Source organism: Pseudarthrobacter sp. RHLT3-21 (assembly GCF_059383495.1).
The window spans coordinates 31,513-48,859 of the sequence record NZ_JBWZCI010000018.1 but is presented as its reverse complement, the minus strand read 5'-3'; the positions used below and the strand labels follow the sequence as shown (position 1 = coordinate 48,859).

The window sequence follows — 17,347 nt, the reverse complement described above, 5'->3', positions numbered from 1 at the left end:
CAGATGGGGTCTGTGTCTCGCCAGGTTGCCAGATTTGGACAACCCCGTTGACGTTTCAACAGGGTAACCCAGCGACCAACGCGGCGAGCTCGGCGGACACGCACCAGCCGAGTCGAGCGCTCCCACTACACTAAAGCTGAGTCAGCACACTCGGCACCTGCCGGACAAGCAACTGACAGGAACGGAACCCAAGCCGTTTCAAGGCTAAAAGGGGTCCGATGTCCGCACCAAAACTGTTCAAGCCCATTGCGTCCGTGGTGGTCGCGGCGTTAAGCGTGCTCGGTGCGGCGAGCGTGTTCGGGTACAGCCCGTTCCCGTCGAGCCAGAGCGGCCGGAGCCAGACCGTTCTTCTGAAGTCGGTCAAGGACATGAGCCAGCACCACTCCGTGGTCGGCACCTTTGAACTGGTTGTCGAAGACGAAGAAAATGTCGAGGGTATGCCCGATTTCATCGCTGGACGGCGGACGCTGTTTGTCGCGGTTGGCACCGTCAATGCCTATGTCGATCTCACAGGCTTGGCCGAGCAGGACCTGACACTGTCTCCGGACGGCAAGACGGTGGAGCTGCGGCTCCCCGAGCCGCAGCTCGACAAGCCCAATATCGACCATGACCGGTCCCGTGAATACAGCCAGGAACGTGGCCTGGCCGACCGCATTGTGGATGCTTTCGAGGCGCCGCAGCAGGCGAAGCTTTATAAGCTCGCTGAAACCCAAATCGCCACCGCTGCCGAGGACTCCGAGCTGAGGGACAGGGCTGCCAGGAATACCAGGGCCGCGCTGACAGGCCTGTTTGGTTCGCTCGGATATGAGGTCACCTTTCCGGACGACATGTCGGAATAGATCTGCTAGTCAGTCGTTTTGTCGAAACACCTAGGGTGACCAACTGCCTGAGACCTTACGGCGCGCCACTGCCCGGCTATCGTGTCAGTCAGATCATGGTTCACAATCTGACCGCTGTTTGCCGTGCCAATTCTGTGCTGCGGGCAGGCCGCATCAAGAACCGTGGTTTGCCAGCATCTAGAACAGGGCGTGCGGTCCGCCGAAGGCGGTGGCTATGGCGACACCGGCGACGTTGCCGGGCCGACACCGCCGGACAGGGACATCGCTTGGGCTTGGAACGAGGAGACACAGGAGGCGGACTTCTCACCCCGGACCAGTCGGTTTCGACATGCTCAACCACCGAGTGCGGAGGTTGCCAAAAACGACAGATACCGCGCATCCCCGCGGCCCACCAGCCGTCCCAAGGCTTCGACGGCCTCATAATCCGCGGCGCCCATATCGGTGGACAGCCAGCGGATGAGCAGCGTCGCGTCGCCGCTGGTCCGCACGGCGGACCCGAGGGCCAGGTCCAGCTGGTCCCGGAGCAGCTGCACGGCCAGGGCACCCGAGCGGCTGAGCAGGGGAGCCCGGTAAACCTCTAGCGCTTCAGCCGCATGCCCTTGGTGCAGCAGCCGCAGCACCCGCCCGGAATCCGAACGGCCGGAGAGGCCGGCAACAAACCGGTAAGGGCTCGACTCCACGGCATCGCCCAGCATCGAGCGGATCCTGAACATCTCGGTGCGGATGGCCTGCGGCGTGCCCGCATCGCCGTAGAGCTCATATGCCAGCTCCTCGGAGGACCAGCCCTGGGCACGTGAATCCAGCAGCGCGAGGATCTCCGCCCGGCGCAGCGTCAGCGGCACCTTGCTCCCGTCCCGGAACACCGCCGCGGGCTTGTCCCCAAGGAGCTCCAACGACTCAACGGCCGCAACCGGCCGGCGGGCAGCCTGCCGGGACGCACCCCGGCCAGGTGAGGCACTCAAGGACGTCCCGCCGTCGGGCGTTCCCAGAAGAGCCTCCGCGACCCTGACCGCGCACCGCACCATCCGCAGCGTGTCGGCGCTGATGGTGTCCAGCGGTCCGGAGACGTCCAGCACGCCCAGTAGCCGGCCCGTGGCCGGGTCCGTGATGGGCGCCGCCGTGCAGGCCCACTCATGGTGGGTGCGGACCAGGTGCTCGGCGGAAAACAGCTGCACCGGCCGGCCGGTGACCAGCGCCTCGCTGATGGCGTTGGTGCCGATGCCGGCCTCGGACCAGTCCGCGCCTTCGGAGAACTCCAGCCGGTCCGCCCGCCGCAGCACCTCCGTACTGCCTACCCGCCACAGGATCTCGCCGCGGGCGTCGGTGAGTACCAGCAGGTGCCGGCCGGAACTGGAATCGTCGGCCAGCAGGTCGTTGAGCGCCGGCATGACCTGCTGCAGCCGGTGCTCCCTGCGCAGTTCCAGGACGTCGGCGGCGTCGTGCAGGTGCCGCGGGCTGTGCTGGTCCGGGCTGATGCCCAGCGCCATGGAGCGGCGCCATGAATCCGCCAGGTCCTTGGGGATCTCCGGGCGCGGGACACCGGAGATGACCAGTTCGTGGGCGCGGCGCAGGGCGCGCGAGTACTTCGCCGGGTCCGAAAACCTCAGGCCGTAGTCCAAAACAGTGTCCTCCTCACCGGCGGCGTCCTTGCCGGCAGTGCCCGTGTAACGCGGCTGTTACCCCCACTGCGTTCCAATAGTGATGCAGCTCACGCCCGTCCCAGCATAGCGCAGGGGATTCCGGCGGGACGGGGCCGCCGGGACCAACAGAGACACGGACCATGAGACACAAAGGAGTGGCAATGACCGAAACACCCACCGCAGCCGCGCAGGCCTGGCTGACGGAACTGGATACCGCCCTGCAGCGGCGCGATGTGGCCGCCGCTGTCGAGCTTTTCGAGGACGAGAGCTACTGGCGCGACTTCGTTGCGTTCACCTGGAACCTGAAAACGCTGGAGGGCAAGGCGGACATCCGGCAGATGCTCGACGCCACGCTGGACCATGCGCGGCCCGCCAACTGGACGTTGGCCGAGGACGCCACCGGCGACGCCGGCACCACGGAAGCCTGGATCACGTTCGAAACCGCCGCCGCCCGCGGCTACGGCCACCTGAGGCTGCGGAACGGCAAATGCTGGACGCTGCTCACCACCATGCAGGAGCTGAAGGGGTTCGAGGAGAAGAAGGGGACCCGCCGCGAGAAGAGCGTGGCGCACGAAATCATCAAGGGCCGGCGCTCCTGGCTGGAACAGAAGGAGGAGCGCGAGGCGCGGCTCGGCTACGAGGAGCAGCCCTACACGGTGATCATCGGCGGCGGGCAGGGCGGCATCGGCCTCGCGGCACGGCTGCGGCGCCTGGGCGTCCCCACCCTCGTCATTGAGAAGAACGAGAAGCCGGGCGACTCCTGGCGGAACCGCTACAAGTCCCTGCACCTGCACGACCCCGTCTGGTACGACCACATGCCGTACCTGAAGTTCCCGGACGACTGGCCCGTCTTCGCCGCCAAGGACAAGATCGGCGACTGGCTGGAGCACTACACCCGGATCATGGAGCTGAACTACTGGGGCGGCACCGAGTGCCTGGGCGCCGAGTTCGACGACGGCACCCAGGAATGGGTGGTCAACGTCCGCCGCAACGGCGAACCGGTGACCCTCCGCCCCAAGCAGCTGGTGTTCGCCCTGGGCGTCTCGGGCTACCCGAACATTCCCACGTTCGACGGCGCAGGATCCTTCCTGGGGGAGCAGCGCCACTCGTCGCAGCACCCGGGCGGCGGGGACTGGAGCGGGAAGAAGGCTGTGGTGATCGGCTCCAACAATTCGGCGCACGATATCTGCGCGGACCTGTGGGAGCACGGCGCCGACGTCACCATGGTGCAGCGGTCCTCCACGCACATCGCCCGGAGCGAGTCGCTGATGGACCTGGCGCTGGGGGACCTGTACTCCGAGAAGGCCTTGGCGAACGGGGTGACCACGGAGAAGGCCGACCTGCTGTTCGCGTCGCTGCCCATGCGGGTCCTGCCTGAGGCTCAGGTGCCGGTGTATCAGGCGATGGCTGAGCGGGATGCCGAGTTTTACTCCCAGCTGGAGGCCGCCGGGTTCGATCTGGACTTCGGCGTGGACGGGTCCGGGCTGTTCGTGAAGTACCTGCGGCGCGGCTCCGGCTACTACATCGACGTCGGCGCCTCCCAGCTGATCATCGACGGCCGGGTGCAGCTTCGCTCGGGGGAGGTTTCCAAGATCACGGGCAACGCCGTGGTGCTTGGCGACGGCACCGAGCTGGAGGCGGACCTAATTGTGTACGCCACCGGCTACGGTTCCATGAACGGCTGGCTGGCGGATCTGGTCTCTCCCGAAATCGCGGACAAAGTAGGAAAATGTTGGGGGTACGGCTCGGACACGCCGAAGGACCCGGGCCCGTGGGAAGGGGAGCTGCGCAACATGTGGAAGCCCACCAACGTGCCCAACCTCTGGATCCACGGCGGCAACCTGCACCAGAGCCGGCACTACTCCTCGTACCTTGCCCTGCAGCTCAAGGCCCGGATGGAAGGGTTGGAGACGCCGGTGTACGAACTGCAGCCGACGCATCACACCCGCTGAGGTCGGTGGTTGAGCCTGTCGAAACCGTCGAAACCCAGTACCCCGAACACATGAGGAGGAATCATGAAAGCAGCACGTTTTCACGGCAGGAAAGACATCCGGATCGAGGATGTGCCGGAGCCGGAGCTCCGCGCCGGGACCGTCAAGATCGACGTCGCCTGGTGCGGCATCTGCGGAACCGACCTTCACGAGTACCTCGAAGGCCCCATCTTCGTCCCCGCGCCGGGTCACGCCCACCCGCTCTCGGGGGAGGAAGCTCCGGTGACTCTGGGGCACGAGTTCTCCGGAACGGTGTCTGAAGTCGGCGAAGGCGTGACGGGCCTCGCGAAGGGGGACAACGTCGTCGTCGAGCCGTATTTTGTCTGCGACGAATGCGATTCCTGCCGGGCGGGCAATTATCACCTGTGCCGCAAGATGGGGTTCATCGGGCTCTCCGGCGGCGGGGGAGGCCTGAGCGAAAAGATCGTGGTGGACGCCCGGTGGGTGCATCCCATTGGGGACATCCCGCTGGATGAGGCGGCCCTGATCGAGCCGCTGTCCGTGGCGCACCATGCGGTGGCGCGCAGCGGCGTGAAGGCGGGCGACGTGGCCCTGGTGGGCGGTTCGGGTCCGATCGGGCTGCTCACGGCGGCGGTCCTCAAGGGCATGGGGGTGACCACGATCGTCAGCGAGCTGACGCTGGCGCGCAAGGAGAAGGCGGTTTCCAGCGGCGTGGCGGACCACGTGCTGGACCCCAGCAAGGAGGACGTCCCGGCGCGGGTGCTGGAACTCACCGGCGGTACCGGGGCGGACGTCGCCTTCGAATGCGCGGGCGTGAACGCGGTGCTGGACACCATGCTCGACGCCGTCCGGCCGGCGGGTGTGGTGGTCAACGTGTCCATCTGGGGTGCGCCGGCCACGGTGGACATGCAGAAGCTGGTGCTCAAGGAGATCGACCTCCGCGGGACCATCGCCTACGTCCGGGACCATGCTGCGGCCATCAAACTGGTGCAGGAGGGCAAGGTGGACCTCAAGCCGTTCATCACCGGCAGGATCGCGCTCGAGGACCTGGTGGAGCAGGGCTTCGACACCCTGATCAACCATAAGGAGACGGCGGTGAAGGTGCTCGTGCACCCGTAGGGGTGCTTGAGGTGACCCGGAGGAACTGCACCGACACAGTTCCGGAGCGCGGCACAGCGAAGCCCCCAGCTGATCTGCCGGGGGCTTCGCGAGCTTCCTCTGAGTGTTATTTCGCTGCGACGAATACCTTGTCACCTAGCATGCCCGGCCTGACGGCGAGAACGCCTTGACCAGCGGTGGCCGAAGGCACTTCAAAAGCCTCGTTGCCTGTTACCGAGCCGCCCTTGTAGAGCGTGCTCGTGCCGATGGGATCCGGTTCTACGACGGACTTTGTCGTAACTGTTCACAGTCCTGCCGTCCGCTGAGGCGGCATTTGCTCGCCTCTGCGGTGTGGCACCAATTCCGGTCTCATCCGGGAAATCACATCGAATGCGACTCCACCGGGGAGGCAATCGCCAAGCCAACAGAATCATCTACCTCATCGCGATCTGCCGCCTACGCTACTACCCCCGGTCCCAGGCCTACCGTGACCGCAAACGAGCACAAGGACACTCATCCGCCGATGCTATCCGCTGCCTGAAACGCTTCATTGCCCGGGAAATCTACTACACCTCAAACGAGACCTGTCGGTCGGAGGGGAGTGAATGTGTTCCCTGCGACCGTTTGCCTCTCTTCCCATCCTTGACACTAGGCGTCCAGGACCAGTTTCGGGCACTTGGAACGACTGACGCAAATGAACATGGTGTCGTTCCTCGCCCGTTCCTTTTCAGACAGGATGGTGTCCCGGTGCTCGACCTCACCCTCCAGGACCATTGTTTCGCAAGTACCGCAAAACCCTTCCTCGCAGGAGGACATGAAGGAGGGGTTCACTTCGAGTACGACATCCAGGATGGACTTTTCCGGTGGAACGGTCAGCGTGCAGCCGGATTGCCGCAGCTCGATTTCAAAGGGTGCGTCTGCGGCCGTTTCCGCTGCATCCCCGGTGCTCGCAGGCGGCGTTGCGGCGGCAAAGAATTCCGCGTGGAAGGCGTCTGCACCCAAGGTATCCAGCGTGATGCTCTGAAGGTCGGCAAGGAGTCGCTCCGGTCCGCACGCGTAGACGGCGGTTCCAGCGGGAGCCTTTTTGATTTCGGCGAGTAGGTCGGCCCGGCCGCGCTCGTCTCTTGGGTAGAGCGCGAGGGAATCTCCCATGATCTCCTGGAGCTCGTCGATGAACGCCATGGTTTGGCGGCTGGATCCGCAGTAGATGAGCCGCGTACTTTTGCCTGCGGCTATGAGTTGTTTTGCCATGGCCAGGATGGGTGTGATGCCGATGCCGCCTGCGACCAGGAGGTAGTGGGTTGCGCCGTCCTCCATGCTGAAATGATTGCGTGGTCCGCGCGCTGTCAGTTTTGTGCCGAGCCGTGTTTCTGAGTGAAGTTCCTCAGAGCCTCCGCGCCCATCCGTCTCGCGAAGGACGGCGAGACGATACTTCTGGAGATCGCCTGGGTCGGAGCACAGGCTGTACTGCCGCACCAGGCCGGACGGGAGGACGACGTCCAGATGGGCGCCGGGCTGCCACTCGGGGAGGGCGCTGCCGTCGGGAAGGGCCAGTTCGAGGGACATGACGCTGGTGGATTCCTGGCGCAGGCCCCGCACAACGAGGTCGAACGTGTCATTGGGCATGGGTGGCTCCGGTAGTGGGGTGTTGGAAGAGTTTGCCGGGTATGGCTTCCCTGGTTCCGCCTTTGAGGACCTCGATGAAGTCGCGGGCGAGGTCGGATTTCCTCACGGTGACGAGCATGTCGAGTTCACGGCGGAGCACGGTCATGGAGGTCGAGCCGGGTTCGGAATCCCAGCCGCCGACGCCGACGAGAACGCCTGCGAGGAGTGTTCCCTGGTTCCGTCCTACAGTTGCCATGGCCGTAACGAAGTCGTCGGGGGTCTCCTCGAGACGCGATCCGAGAAACACCATCATGTCCGTGCTGGCCGCAAGGTCGCTTACGGTTTCCGTGGAGAGTTGGGTCTCCGGTGCGTCGATCTGGCGGAGGAGTACGCCGTCAGGGTGGCTGGCGGGTGCCGCTACTAGGACTTCCCGTAGACCGGCATCGGACATTGTCGAGACGAGGGCGGCGCCGGAGGGCCCCAAGGGGACAAGAAGGATGCGGGCTTTGTAGTAGGCGCGCGACGTCAGGTGGGTCATGGGCTTTCCTTAAGTTTGGGTTTCCGCTGATCAGAGCGAAGGTCGAACGACGACGTGCGGGCTACTGGGCCCTTTCCGGTCCAGAAGGGTCCGGAAGAGTTCGTCAACGCCTTCCAGCCCGACGTCGATGCTGGGCACGTGTTCCAAGCCCGTGTCTCCGGCGGCAAGAAGTTCGATGCTCCTGGTGACGGCCTCCGGCGAACGGCCGCGTACGCCGACGACTCCCGACGCGCCCCGCACCAGGGTCTTCAGGTTCACTTCGGCGACGGGAGTATCTCCCAAGCCGGCGAGGACCAGGCGTCCAAGCTTCCGGAGGTGTTCTGTGGTTTGCAGTGCCGGTCCACCTAGACCGACCGTATCGACGATGACGTCGAATCCGCTGCCCTGTCCATGCCGGCCCAAGGCCGCGGAAGTTAACCCGGCGTCATCGTTGACGATGATGGACGCGCCCATGGCCTCGGCAATCTCCAGGCGGTCGCGGCTGGTGCGCGAGTTGCGTCCCAGCACGACGATCTCCTGGGCGCCGACCGCCCTGGCGGCGGCTACCGCGGCGACACCGTGGTAGCCCGGTCCAATGATGGCTACGCGCGATCCGCTCGTGGCGCCGCCGATGTTGACGACCCAATCGACCGCGTTAGCGAAGGGTTGGGTCCAGGCGGCGAGGTTCGAGTCCAGGTCCCGGGGCAGCTTGTGGAGTACGGTCCGGGTCGACAGTTCCATGTATTCGGCATTGCCGCCATGGAGACCTGAACCTTCGTGGATTCCGAGCATTCCGACCCGGCGCTGTCCGCCCCATAGGTCTGCATCCGGGCAGAAACGGTAGACGTCCGGCTTTGAGCAGGCATCACAGGTGGCCAGTCCGCAGGGCAGGTATTCCTCAAGGGCCACCCTGTCGCCGACCTCGACGTCCCACGACCATTGCATGACAGGGCTGAGAGAGACGATTTCGCCGATGACGTGGTGGCCCATCACTGTGGGGTGGCCGAGGCCCTGCTGGTACAGGTCCAGATCGGTCCCACACAGGGCGGAGGATTCCACTTTCAGCCAGCCGGCGGCGGTTGTCGCCTGCGTCGGATCGATCGCCTGGACCGTCGTGGTTGAATCAGGCAACGAAACGGCGGCCCTGACAGCATCGGGAAGTGGCGCTGCCAGCGTCCCGGCTGTTTCGAGAGCGGCGGCCGTGGAGCCGTGGTCATTCATGCGGAACTCCTATCGGGCCGGGTCTAGATGGAAACGAAGTCGGTTCCGGGGACCACTTGGATGGCCTGGTTCGCACCCTCGTGGAACGGGACGTCCTTGGGCAGCAGCATCGACGTTGAGCGCACGCGCTGGTCCGCTATGTCGATGCCCGGGAGAGCTTCGTCCTCCATGGTGTCCAGGGCTGCGAGAAGGCGACGCCGTGCCAGGATGATGGCGGCATCGGAAGTGCCCAGCCGCTCCTTGGTGCGGTCCGCGATGTCGCCCATGCTCTCCTGCAGGGAGAAATCCTGCGCGGCGATGCCCTCGATGCCGGAAAAGGTCTTGTTCTGCTTCTGAGCCTCGCGGTCCATGAGATAGTCGTTGCCCTTGTTGGCGAGGGTCCGATACGTTCCCGGAATGTACTTGGCGTGGATGCCGTCGCCGTTGCGCATCTGCTCCAGTTCGTCTTCCCTCAGGTCGCGGGTTGGGTGGTAGTTCCACGACCAGGCCCAGCACGTGGTGTCGTCGATCGGAACCCAGGCGTGGCCGCCCATGGGATTGTGAGTGCCGAAGGGGGGGATGATCGTGTAGAAGGGCATGATCCACTGCGTGATGCGCCAGTAGAACTCTTCCTCGTTGGCATTGCGGCGGGCTCCGATCAACAGTCCGCCATCGCTCTCGGCGACCTCGAATTTCGGGCGGGTGTCAGCCTTGATGTATTCGTTGCCGGCGGTTCCCGAGTGCATGGGGTCGTCGTCGAGGTTGAAGCGGTGTGCAAAAGACACGTGGCTGGAATCGATGCCGCCCTCCATGGCCTGGAGGTAATTGGTTTCCTGAAGGCGCTTGGAGATGAAACGCTGCCCCTCGCCGAGCATGGCCCACTCGAGCTCCGGAAGCTCCGGCATTTTCTCCCCTGGACCCATGTATGCCCACAGCACGCCGCCCCGTTCCACTAGGGGGTAGGACTTCTGCTTGATACGGCACTTGAACTTGGAGTCCTCCGGCTCCGAGGGCATGTCCGCCAGGTTGCCTTCCACGTCGTACTTCCACCCGTGATAGGCGCACCGCAGACCGTTTTCCTCGTTGCGTCCAAAGTACAGGGAAGCGGTCCGGTGGGCGCAGAACTCGTCCAGGAGGCCCAGCCGGCCGGACGTGTCGCGGAAGGCGATGAGCTTCTCGCCCAGGAGCTGGACGCGCACCGGAGGGCAGTCCGCTTCGGGAAGCTCCTCGGCAAGGAGTGCCGGGAACCAATAGCGCCGGAACAGACGCCCCACGGGCGTTTCCGGGCCGGTCTGGGTCAGCAAGACGTTCTGTTCTGAAGTGAGCACTGTAGGGGCCTTCCGATGCGAGCCAAAGTCTAAAAAAATGGTCTGTCCGCAATCCGCGCATCTGCGCGTTATGCGGCTCGTTGAGTGTTGCATGCGTCTCATCACCCGTCAAGCCGTGTCCTTGCTGGCAGTACAGATGGTCGGTGGGGTGATGGTCTAGATTCGACACTGTGAATGCATCAACGCCGGCGGCCGCAGAGCTCGCCATCAAGGACCCCGACTATGTGGACTCCTTGGAACGAGGGCTGTCGGTCCTCAGGGCGTTCAGTGGGCGGGAAGAGCCGCTGTCTGTCGCCGACGTGGCGACCCTGGTCGGCATTACGCGCACCGCGGCCCGCAGGTTCGCCCTCACCTTGGAGTACCTGGGCTACGCAAGTCAGTCGGCGGGGGGGTACACACTGGCCCCCGGGGTGCTTGAGATCGGTGACGCATACCTCCGCAGCGATCCGCTGGCGGACGCCGCATACCCCCATCTCGAAGAGCTCGTCCGCGCTGTCGGGGAAACGGCTTCCTTGACGGTCCTGCACAAGCGTCGCGTCTATTACACCGCCCGCGTGGCCGCCGACAGGATCGTCACGGCCAACATCGCCGTCGGCACCAGCGTGCCCGCCTACAGCACGGCCACCGGCCGTGTTCTGCTGGGTGGCCTTGCTCCGGACGAACTGGAGGGCTACCTTTCCACCATCGAACCGGCCTCCGGCTTCGATCCGGACTATGTGCGGGAAAAGGTCGCCGACGCCCTTGAGCGTGGTTGGGCGCTGGCGGACCAGGAGCTGACACGGGGAATCCGGTCCGTGGCCATTCCCCTGCGGGACCCGAAGGGGCGGATCATCGCCGCCCTGAACATTGCTGCGCACGCCACTCGTGTGGACATCACGGCGCTCGAGAATGATCTCCTTCCGCTCCTCCAGTCTGCCGCGCAACGGACCGTGGATGCGCTTTGGCCGAGTTCCGGCGCAGCTCCCGCCAGGTCGGTCATGGCGCCTGTCCACAACGCCCGCCCGATGGGACGCCCGACGGATGCAATCCAGTCGGTAGAGCGGGGCTTGTGCATCCTCACGGCATTCGACGAGGGCCACCCAGCCATGAACCTGGCGCAGATATCGGAGCGGTGCCAGCTCCCGCGTTCAGCGGCGCGACGCTTCGTTCTGACCTTGGTCTCCCTCGGCTACCTTGCGCCGCAGGGGCGCAGTTTCGCGCCGACTCCGCGAGTCTTGGAACTGGGATACTCCCTGCTTTCCAGGATTTCTCTGGCGGACGTGGCCAAACCCCGCCTCGAAGCATTGGCGCGAAAGCTCGGAGCGTCCGTTTCGATCGGCGTACTCGACGGCATGGACCTGCGATATGTAGCCAGGGCGAGTTCGCCGAGCCCATTGACCGTGAACATTCGCCCGGGCAGCCGGGTTCCCGCGCACCGCACGGCTATGGGCCAGGTTCTCCTGTCCCTTTTGCCCCCCGGGTCCCTTCAGGACGCTCCGCGCTCCGCGGGCGGAGGTGGCGCCGGTGACGGCGTGGCCGATTTGGGGGACACTCTGGAAGTGGTCCGGGAGCAGGGCTGGAGTTACGTTGACCAGTTGCTCGAGGTCGGGATCCGCGCCGTCGCGGTCCCCCTTCGGAACCGCCGGGGAGAGGTTGTAGCCGCCTTGAGTGCTTCGGTGCACGAGGCCTCCACCCGGGACAGCGAGATGACTAGTACCTTCCTGCCAGCCTTGCGGGGGGCCGCCGCGGAGTTCGTCATGGATCTTAGGGATGGCCTCGACGCCTAGAGAAATCGTCCGTTTTGCGCGCATGGTGACACTATGCGGATAAAAATGGTTGCTATTCGTCTCTGCGGGTGGTTATATTCATCACACGCAAATTCTTAGTTTTCGCGATGTCCCGCGGCAACGACGCCTCCCCAGATGGGATACACATGACTACCCTTGACCCTGCCCGAGTCGGCAACGCTGTTGATCCGTCCAAGCGGCCTTACCGCTGGATTGCCCTCATGCTTTGCTGGCTCGCCTTCACCATGACCTCAGTTGACCGTTCGACTTGGGGTCCGGCATCGATCTTCATTGGAGAAGACCTCGGCGTGCCCCTGGCAAGCTTGGGGCTTTTCGCTACCTTCTACTACATCGGGTACGTCGTCTCCAACGCCGGCAGCGGATTCCTTACGGACAAAGTGGGTGGACGTCTTCTCATTTCTCTATCCCTTATCGGGGCCGGAGCGTCGATGATGTTCTTCGGGTCAACGACGTCCCCGGCAATCGGGATGGCCATCCAGGCAGTCATCGGCCTCTTCGCCGGAGCTGAGTATGCCGCAGGCATCAAGCTGATTTCCAGTTGGTTCCGTCCGGAGGAACTGGGCAAGGCCATGGGGATCTACACGTCAGCAACATCGCTCGGCGTCGTTGTGGCGAACACTGCCGTCCCTTACATGATTCAGCACTACTCCTGGCACGCCTCTTATTTGCTATTTGGGGGCATTTCCATCGTGGCCGGCGTTGTCTGCTACCTCATACTGAGGCCCGGCCCCGTCGTGTCCAAGACGATCCACCCTGGAGAAGGCCGGTCTGTCCTTCGCGAACTGGCACGCAACAAGAACCTTCTTCTCTTGGCTCTGGCAGGATTTGGCGGCTTCTGGGGAACTTATGGCTTCATCACTTGGTCCAACGCACTCATGATCAAGGGGCACGGCATAGATCCTGTGGTCGCCGGCGGCATCGTCGCGCTTTACGCGGCCCTCGGGGTCCTGGGCAAGCCTCTCATCGGCTGGATCGCCGATAAGTTCAACGGCGCACGCAGGGTTCCTGCGATGGTGGTCCTTGGTGGCTTCTCCGTCATGCTCGTCGTCTTCGGTTTGCTGGATAACGCCGTAGCATTCTTCATCGCAGCCCCGCTTCTCGGACTCGGAGCCTACTGCTACCTTCCGCTAATCGTTGCCCTCGTGCCAAGGCTCGTAAGCAGCAGCGTCCTCGGCACCGCCGCCGGTATGACCAACGCTATGTGGCAGATCGGAAGCGTCCTTGTTCCCTTGGCGGTAGGCGCCGTCTTCGCAGCTACCAACAATTCCTTCATGGCCGCGCTGATCACACTCGCCGCCGGCCCTTTCCTCGGAATGATCATCATGTACTTCGTCAACGAGCGCCCCGACGATGTTGAAATCATCGTGAAGTCGGAAACAAAAGCCTAAAACCGCAAAACGGCCGGCTCCCCACCTATCAAGCTGGACCATGTGGGTTTCGAGTTAAGCCATGGGAAGACCAGCGAGCACGTGGCCTTGTCTATAGGAACATCTCGTCCAGGCCGGCGTCGCTGATGATGAGGTCAAGCTCCTCCAGCGCGAGCACGCGGTACTTGGCGTAGCGCCCATTCGGGTCGATCTTGGCCTCCACCGGCGTGGTTACCCCGTGCTTCATGTCCGAGGAACTCGACGACAGGAACGCAATATCCAGGGACAGCTCGGCCAATGTGAGCGCGGCAAGCCGGCCGATAATCGACTTGTTGTCCCTGTCAACCCGTCCGCCAACAGAGATCAGGTCGATCCCCGGATAGTCGAGAAAGGCGGTGGCGGTGGCCAGGTCGTTGGAGACGATGGTGAGGTCCTTGCGGTCCTGCAGGTAGGGGCTCATCGCCTGGACCGTGGTGCCGGTTCCAGGCCATGGTCGGGTCGGTGGTGGAGCCGGTGCCGTTGCCGGTGGCTCCAAATGGGCGCGGCGGCGGATGATGGAGGCATGCAAAGGGTCATCGGTTGGCTGACGGCAGCGGTTATCACCACGCTCATCTTCGGCAGTGTCTATGTCTCCCTCCAGCAGCTCGGCCGCCGCTCAGCGGATGCTGCACCGGCGGCTGCCGCTGCGGCACAGGTCCAGCTGATTGGTTCGGAGCCGCCGGGGGCGCCGCGGCTGGAACTAGGCCCCGACAGCGGAGTCTTCATTATCGTCTATGGGGAGGACGACAAGCCGACATCCGGGACGGTTACCCTCCACGGGTCACTTCCAGTTCTTCCCGCCGGCGTGCTTCGGGCGGCAAGAGCTTCCGGATCCGACGCTGTGACATGGCAGCCGGAGCCGGGCCTGCGGATGGCGGTCGTCGCACGCCCGGCGGCGGGCAAAGTCGTCGTCGCCGGACAATCATTGACGCCCTTTGAGGACCGGGACCGGATGGTCCTACTGTTCCTGTCAGCCGGTTGGCTGGGCAGCTTGGTTGTCCTTCCTACCGGCTACGCTGCCATTGTCTTCTTTGCCCACCGTCCGCTCCAAAGCCCGCGCCGACCGGTTCCCTAGGGTCCGTGCGCACCGGCATTGGCCCCTTTCTCATCCCTTCCACTGAGGTTGCTGCGGTTCCTCCGTGGGTAGACTCAACCCTGGGCCTTGGGTGAGCTACGCAGCCACGGTCGGGCCGCCCTCGGACGGCTTGTCTGCCGGCGCCGGGGCGGGCTGGGTAAACGTGCGGGCGGCCCGTGAGCCCGCGATGGTGCTCGCCCCGATGCTGATGAGGGCCCCGAGGATCATGGCCGCGGCTTCTCCCGGTTCCAGCAAATGCAATTGGGAGCCGATAGTGGCGGCGGCAACCGGCACTCCCAGCTGGGATGCTGCAAGCACCGCGAGCGGCAGGGGCTGGCCGAGTAGCCGCAGGCTTCCATGGACCAGCAGCGTTCCAAACCCTAGGCAAATCCCGAGGAGAATCATTCTGGGGCTTCCCGCAAGGGCGCGCAGGTCAAGCGATGCGCCCAGCCATACGAAGAACACCGGCCCTAGAAAGCCATCGCTGACGGCGAAGAGTTGATGAGCCAGTCGCCGGGGTTCTCCCACCGCTGCGACCACCAGGCCGAAGGAGAACCCGGCCAGCATGATGGACACGTGGCCCGCGACGGCAAGCCCGGAGAGCGCGAAGAGCAAGGCAAGTTGGATCCTGAGCTCCAGGGCGAACTTCCGGTCCTCGGACACGTCATGCATCCGTCCGCGCGTGCCGCTGCGCTCCAGCCAGCGAAGGACAAAGAACAGGACCGCAGCGCACGCCGCGACGACGGCTGCCCCGACGGCTGCCCTCGGCGCATTGGGTGGGTCGACAGCAAGCGGAAGCGCCACAATGCAGGCGATGTCCGCTACCGCCACTTGCGCCGTCGTCGTCAGGACCTTTGGTCCCCTCAGCCGCAGCGAATCGACGATCGGCAGGACCAAGGCTGCCGAAGAGGAAGCGAGCAGAACGATGTAAAGGGGAGCATGTCCGGTGCCAAAGGCAAAGGCAATGACGATTCCGACGGCGGCCGCGAGCACTGCGGCGATGCCGGCACGCAGGGCGCCGCCACCCAGTGCGGGGCGGATGGCTTGGTCCCGCACCGGGACATGCGTCCCGGCGACGAACATGATGAGGGCGAACCCGACGTCGGCCACAAAGGTGAACGTGGGATCCGAGGAGTCCACCAGGCCCAGACCCGTGCGCCCGATGGCGATACCAGCCAGCAACTGCCCCAGCACCACGGGAAGGCGCCATTTCTGGGATAGCGCCAGCAGCGGACCGAGGAGCGCGACCGCGGCGATCAGCGAAAGCTGAAAGAACGACACGTCCCTCCTTCTACCGGCGTTGCGGTTCGTCTGCGGTGGTCAGCGGGGCGCGTCAGCCAGTTTGAGTGGAATGTCGGTGTTTTCGTCCGTGTAGTAGCTTGCGCACACCCGGTGGTAGCCATCGGCCACCTGCGCGGGAATCCCCCTGGCCAAGTCGCCCCTGACCATCAGGATGGGCGAGAGCTTCTTGCCTTCCTTGATCTTCTTCAGGTCCGATGCCACGTGGGCGTTGTCCTCAGGTAGCAGCACCAGCCCCGCGGCCCGCAGAATATCCTTGGCCTTGCGATGCTGGATGGGGGCGACCGTGAGAGACGCAACAATGGTGGCAACGACGTCGTCGGATTCAAGTAGAGACAGATAGTCCGCCGCACCCGGATAATCTTGCTCCTCCGGCTGCGGCAACCAGCGGACCTCGCCCCTGTTTTCGTCAGGCATGTATCGTACTCCTTGGCCAGCGGTAGCGGCCTGCAAACGTGGGCGGCGCCGGCCGGGGGATCTTGGAGAGGTCCGCACCAGGGCGCCGACACCGTAATTCAAGGGCGAGGGCTTCCTGACCGCGGGCCATCGCCCAACGGTGGTTCGCGGAAAAGGCGGGCTTGAGCAGCCAGCTCAGCCGCCGGACCAGTGGCTTCGACGGGCTGACCCGCCAGTCGTACGTGATCACGGTTTCCGGCCCGTCCTGTTCGAAAGTCCAGCGCCCCGTACCGTTCAAGTCACCGTGCGCTGAGATTGCGAAGCCTTGCTCCGTAATGGGCTCGGTGACCGTGAACCTCCAGCGCAGGGTGAACGGCAGCCAACCCTTGGTGTGTAGGGAAAATGCCTTTCCCGTGCCGTCCGGGTGCCCCGGATCCAATGGTACGACGGTCAAATACACGGAGGGCCACCAGCGGGCCAACGTCCCGGCATCGCCCAAAACATCCATGACTTCACGAGGGGTCCCCGCAACGCGCCAGACGGTCAAGAATTCGTAGTCAGTGCTGCTCTTGGAATTGCCGCCCATTGCTGCCTTTCCACGGCGCGGATGGATAGTGAACTCATGCTGTCACACCTGCGCGGCGCCTGGCCATGGGCACAACAACCCGTCGGGAAAGTGGCCGGAGGGCTGGCACAGCACGCGCGTTACCGAATCCTCGCTCGCCGCGGGAGATGGAACCCCCCGGTGGGTTTCGACAGGCCTAAGCACCCGGGGTTTCGACGGTTTCGACAGGCTCAACCACCGATAAGACCCGGCACGCCGTCCTGGATCGCGAAGGAGGCCTTCGTGCTGACGGGGGATCCCGGGGTCGTGACGTAGTCCAGGACCCGGAAGTCTGCGGTCATCGCATCCTTCGTGATCTTGGTGTAGATGGTGCGGTACATCTTCATGTCGAACCCGGCCGGCACGGACGAGGCCCGCAGCGGCATGTTCTCGAAGTACGCCTGGAACGCGGCGGACCGGCGCTGCCGGAACCGCTCGGTGGTGTCGTTCAGCTGGCCGGCGTCCGGGTTGCCGCCGCCGATCACGTAGCTGTTCTTCTTGTACTCGTACATGTAGTCGCCCAGGTGCAGGACCAGGTCCGGTGGTCCTGGGCCAGCCGCGAGTAGGCGGTGAAGTAGCCGTGCTCGTACTGCGAGTCGTG

The 17,347-nt window shown here is 64.4% G+C and carries 15 protein-coding genes and 2 pseudogenes; 7 read left to right on the top strand and 10 right to left on the bottom strand.

From position 1 onward, the window contains the following. Positions 1-218 precede the first annotated feature (218 nt). The gene (locus AC50YA_RS16955) at positions 219-839 is read left to right on the top strand and encodes a DUF4230 domain-containing protein (protein ID WP_494983403.1); all 621 of its coding nucleotides are present in this window, start codon (positions 219-221) and stop codon (positions 837-839) included. A 332-nt stretch (positions 840-1,171) separates the two neighbouring features. Here AC50YA_RS16955 and AC50YA_RS16950 read toward each other — a convergent pair whose 3' ends face one another. Further along, positions 1,172-2,458: a helix-turn-helix domain-containing protein gene (locus AC50YA_RS16950; RefSeq protein ID WP_494983402.1), complete on the bottom strand. Its 1,287-nt coding sequence runs from the start codon at positions 2,456-2,458 to the stop codon at positions 1,172-1,174. Positions 2,459-2,640: 182 nt separating this feature from the next. On the opposite strand from AC50YA_RS16950, the gene AC50YA_RS16945 reads away from it, so the two are divergent. The 3 genes and pseudogenes from AC50YA_RS16945 to AC50YA_RS16935 all read left to right on the top strand — a co-directional run. Next, positions 2,641-4,431, top strand: coding sequence for an NAD(P)/FAD-dependent oxidoreductase (locus AC50YA_RS16945; protein WP_494983401.1), 1,791 nt, complete (start codon positions 2,641-2,643; stop codon positions 4,429-4,431). Between the two features lie 63 nt (positions 4,432-4,494). Beyond that, positions 4,495-5,550 carry a 2,3-butanediol dehydrogenase gene (locus AC50YA_RS16940; protein ID WP_494983400.1) on the top strand — a complete coding sequence of 352 codons (1,056 nt, stop codon included), beginning with the start codon at positions 4,495-4,497 and terminating at the stop codon, positions 5,548-5,550. Positions 5,551-5,850: 300 nt separating this feature from the next. Then, positions 5,851-6,134: pseudogene (locus AC50YA_RS16935) on the top strand (transposase); the annotation flags it as partial. Between the two features lie 43 nt (positions 6,135-6,177). Here AC50YA_RS16935 and AC50YA_RS16930 read toward each other — a convergent pair. Genes AC50YA_RS16930 through AC50YA_RS16915 form a run of 4 tightly spaced genes read right to left on the bottom strand, consistent with a single transcriptional unit; the run spans position 6,178 to position 10,179 of the window. Beyond that, positions 6,178-7,155, bottom strand: a complete 978-nt coding sequence (locus AC50YA_RS16930) for a PDR/VanB family oxidoreductase (protein WP_494983399.1) — start codon at positions 7,153-7,155, stop codon at positions 6,178-6,180. Then, positions 7,145-7,672, bottom strand: coding sequence for a hypothetical protein (locus AC50YA_RS16925; RefSeq protein ID WP_494983398.1), 528 nt, complete (start codon positions 7,670-7,672; stop codon positions 7,145-7,147). Before AC50YA_RS16925 ends, AC50YA_RS16930 begins: the two co-directional genes overlap by 11 nt. Before the next feature lie 30 nt (positions 7,673-7,702). Further along, positions 7,703-8,872 (bottom strand): zinc-binding dehydrogenase, encoded by a 1,170-nt coding sequence (locus AC50YA_RS16920; RefSeq protein ID WP_494983397.1) that lies wholly within the window; start codon positions 8,870-8,872, stop codon positions 7,703-7,705. A 23-nt stretch (positions 8,873-8,895) separates the two neighbouring features. Continuing rightward, entirely contained in the window at positions 8,896-10,179 is a 1,284-nt protein-coding gene (locus AC50YA_RS16915) for a Rieske 2Fe-2S domain-containing protein (RefSeq protein WP_494983396.1), read from the bottom strand. A gap of 170 nt (positions 10,180-10,349) precedes the next feature. Here AC50YA_RS16915 and AC50YA_RS16910 point away from each other — a divergent pair, with 170 nt between their 5' ends. Both AC50YA_RS16910 and AC50YA_RS16905 read left to right on the top strand, forming a co-directional pair. After that, complete coding sequence (locus AC50YA_RS16910; protein WP_494983395.1) at positions 10,350-11,945, top strand: IclR family transcriptional regulator domain-containing protein; 1,596 nt, start codon at positions 10,350-10,352, stop codon at positions 11,943-11,945. 146 nt (positions 11,946-12,091) lie between these two features. Further along, positions 12,092-13,354, top strand: coding sequence for an MFS transporter (locus AC50YA_RS16905; protein WP_494983394.1), 1,263 nt, complete (start codon positions 12,092-12,094; stop codon positions 13,352-13,354). A 91-nt stretch (positions 13,355-13,445) separates the two neighbouring features. Here AC50YA_RS16905 and AC50YA_RS16900 read toward each other — a convergent pair whose 3' ends face one another. Continuing rightward, positions 13,446-13,868, bottom strand: a complete 423-nt coding sequence (locus AC50YA_RS16900; protein WP_494983425.1) for a DeoR/GlpR family DNA-binding transcription regulator — start codon at positions 13,866-13,868, stop codon at positions 13,446-13,448. 27 nt (positions 13,869-13,895) lie between these two features. Between AC50YA_RS16900 and AC50YA_RS16895 the strand changes: the two genes are divergently transcribed. Then, entirely contained in the window at positions 13,896-14,447 is a 552-nt protein-coding gene (locus tag AC50YA_RS16895; RefSeq protein WP_494983393.1) for a hypothetical protein, read from the top strand. 96 nt (positions 14,448-14,543) lie between these two features. Here AC50YA_RS16895 and AC50YA_RS16890 read toward each other — a convergent pair whose 3' ends face one another. The 4 genes and pseudogenes from AC50YA_RS16890 to AC50YA_RS16875 all read right to left on the bottom strand — a co-directional run. Beyond that, a complete protein-coding gene (locus tag AC50YA_RS16890) occupies positions 14,544-15,728 on the bottom strand; it encodes a cation:proton antiporter (RefSeq protein WP_494983392.1) in 1,185 nt (394 codons plus the stop codon). 39 nt (positions 15,729-15,767) lie between these two features. Continuing rightward, complete coding sequence (locus tag AC50YA_RS16885) at positions 15,768-16,163, bottom strand: hypothetical protein (protein ID WP_494983391.1); 396 nt, start codon at positions 16,161-16,163, stop codon at positions 15,768-15,770. Then, the gene (locus tag AC50YA_RS16880) at positions 16,156-16,728 is read right to left on the bottom strand and encodes an SRPBCC family protein (protein WP_494983390.1); all 573 of its coding nucleotides are present in this window, start codon (positions 16,726-16,728) and stop codon (positions 16,156-16,158) included. The genes AC50YA_RS16885 and AC50YA_RS16880 overlap by 8 nt, the downstream gene beginning before the upstream one ends. Positions 16,729-17,072: 344 nt before the next feature. Next, positions 17,073-17,341: pseudogene (locus tag AC50YA_RS16875) on the bottom strand (alkaline phosphatase D family protein); the annotation flags it as partial. Between the last annotated feature and the right edge of the window lie 6 nt (positions 17,342-17,347).

Excerpts from the sequence above, each read along its gene's own strand:
- AC50YA_RS16955 (WP_494983403.1), top strand. The coding sequence starts at position 219 with ATGTCCGCACCAAAACTGTTCAAGCCCATTGCGTCCGTGGTGGTCGCG.
- AC50YA_RS16945 (WP_494983401.1), top strand. The coding sequence starts at position 2,641 with ATGACCGAAACACCCACCGCAGCCGCGCAGGCCTGGCTGACGGAACTG.
- AC50YA_RS16940 (WP_494983400.1), top strand. The coding sequence starts at position 4,495 with ATGAAAGCAGCACGTTTTCACGGCAGGAAAGACATCCGGATCGAGGAT.
- AC50YA_RS16930 (WP_494983399.1), bottom strand. The coding sequence starts at position 7,155 with ATGCCCAATGACACGTTCGACCTCGTTGTGCGGGGCCTGCGCCAGGAA.
- AC50YA_RS16925 (WP_494983398.1), bottom strand. The coding sequence starts at position 7,672 with ATGACCCACCTGACGTCGCGCGCCTACTACAAAGCCCGCATCCTTCTT.
- AC50YA_RS16920 (WP_494983397.1), bottom strand. The coding sequence starts at position 8,872 with ATGAATGACCACGGCTCCACGGCCGCCGCTCTCGAAACAGCCGGGACG.
- AC50YA_RS16905 (WP_494983394.1), top strand. The coding sequence starts at position 12,092 with ATGACTACCCTTGACCCTGCCCGAGTCGGCAACGCTGTTGATCCGTCC.
- AC50YA_RS16895 (WP_494983393.1), top strand. The coding sequence starts at position 13,896 with ATGCAAAGGGTCATCGGTTGGCTGACGGCAGCGGTTATCACCACGCTC.
- AC50YA_RS16885 (WP_494983391.1), bottom strand. The coding sequence starts at position 16,163 with ATGCCTGACGAAAACAGGGGCGAGGTCCGCTGGTTGCCGCAGCCGGAG.
- AC50YA_RS16880 (WP_494983390.1), bottom strand. The coding sequence starts at position 16,728 with ATGGGCGGCAATTCCAAGAGCAGCACTGACTACGAATTCTTGACCGTC.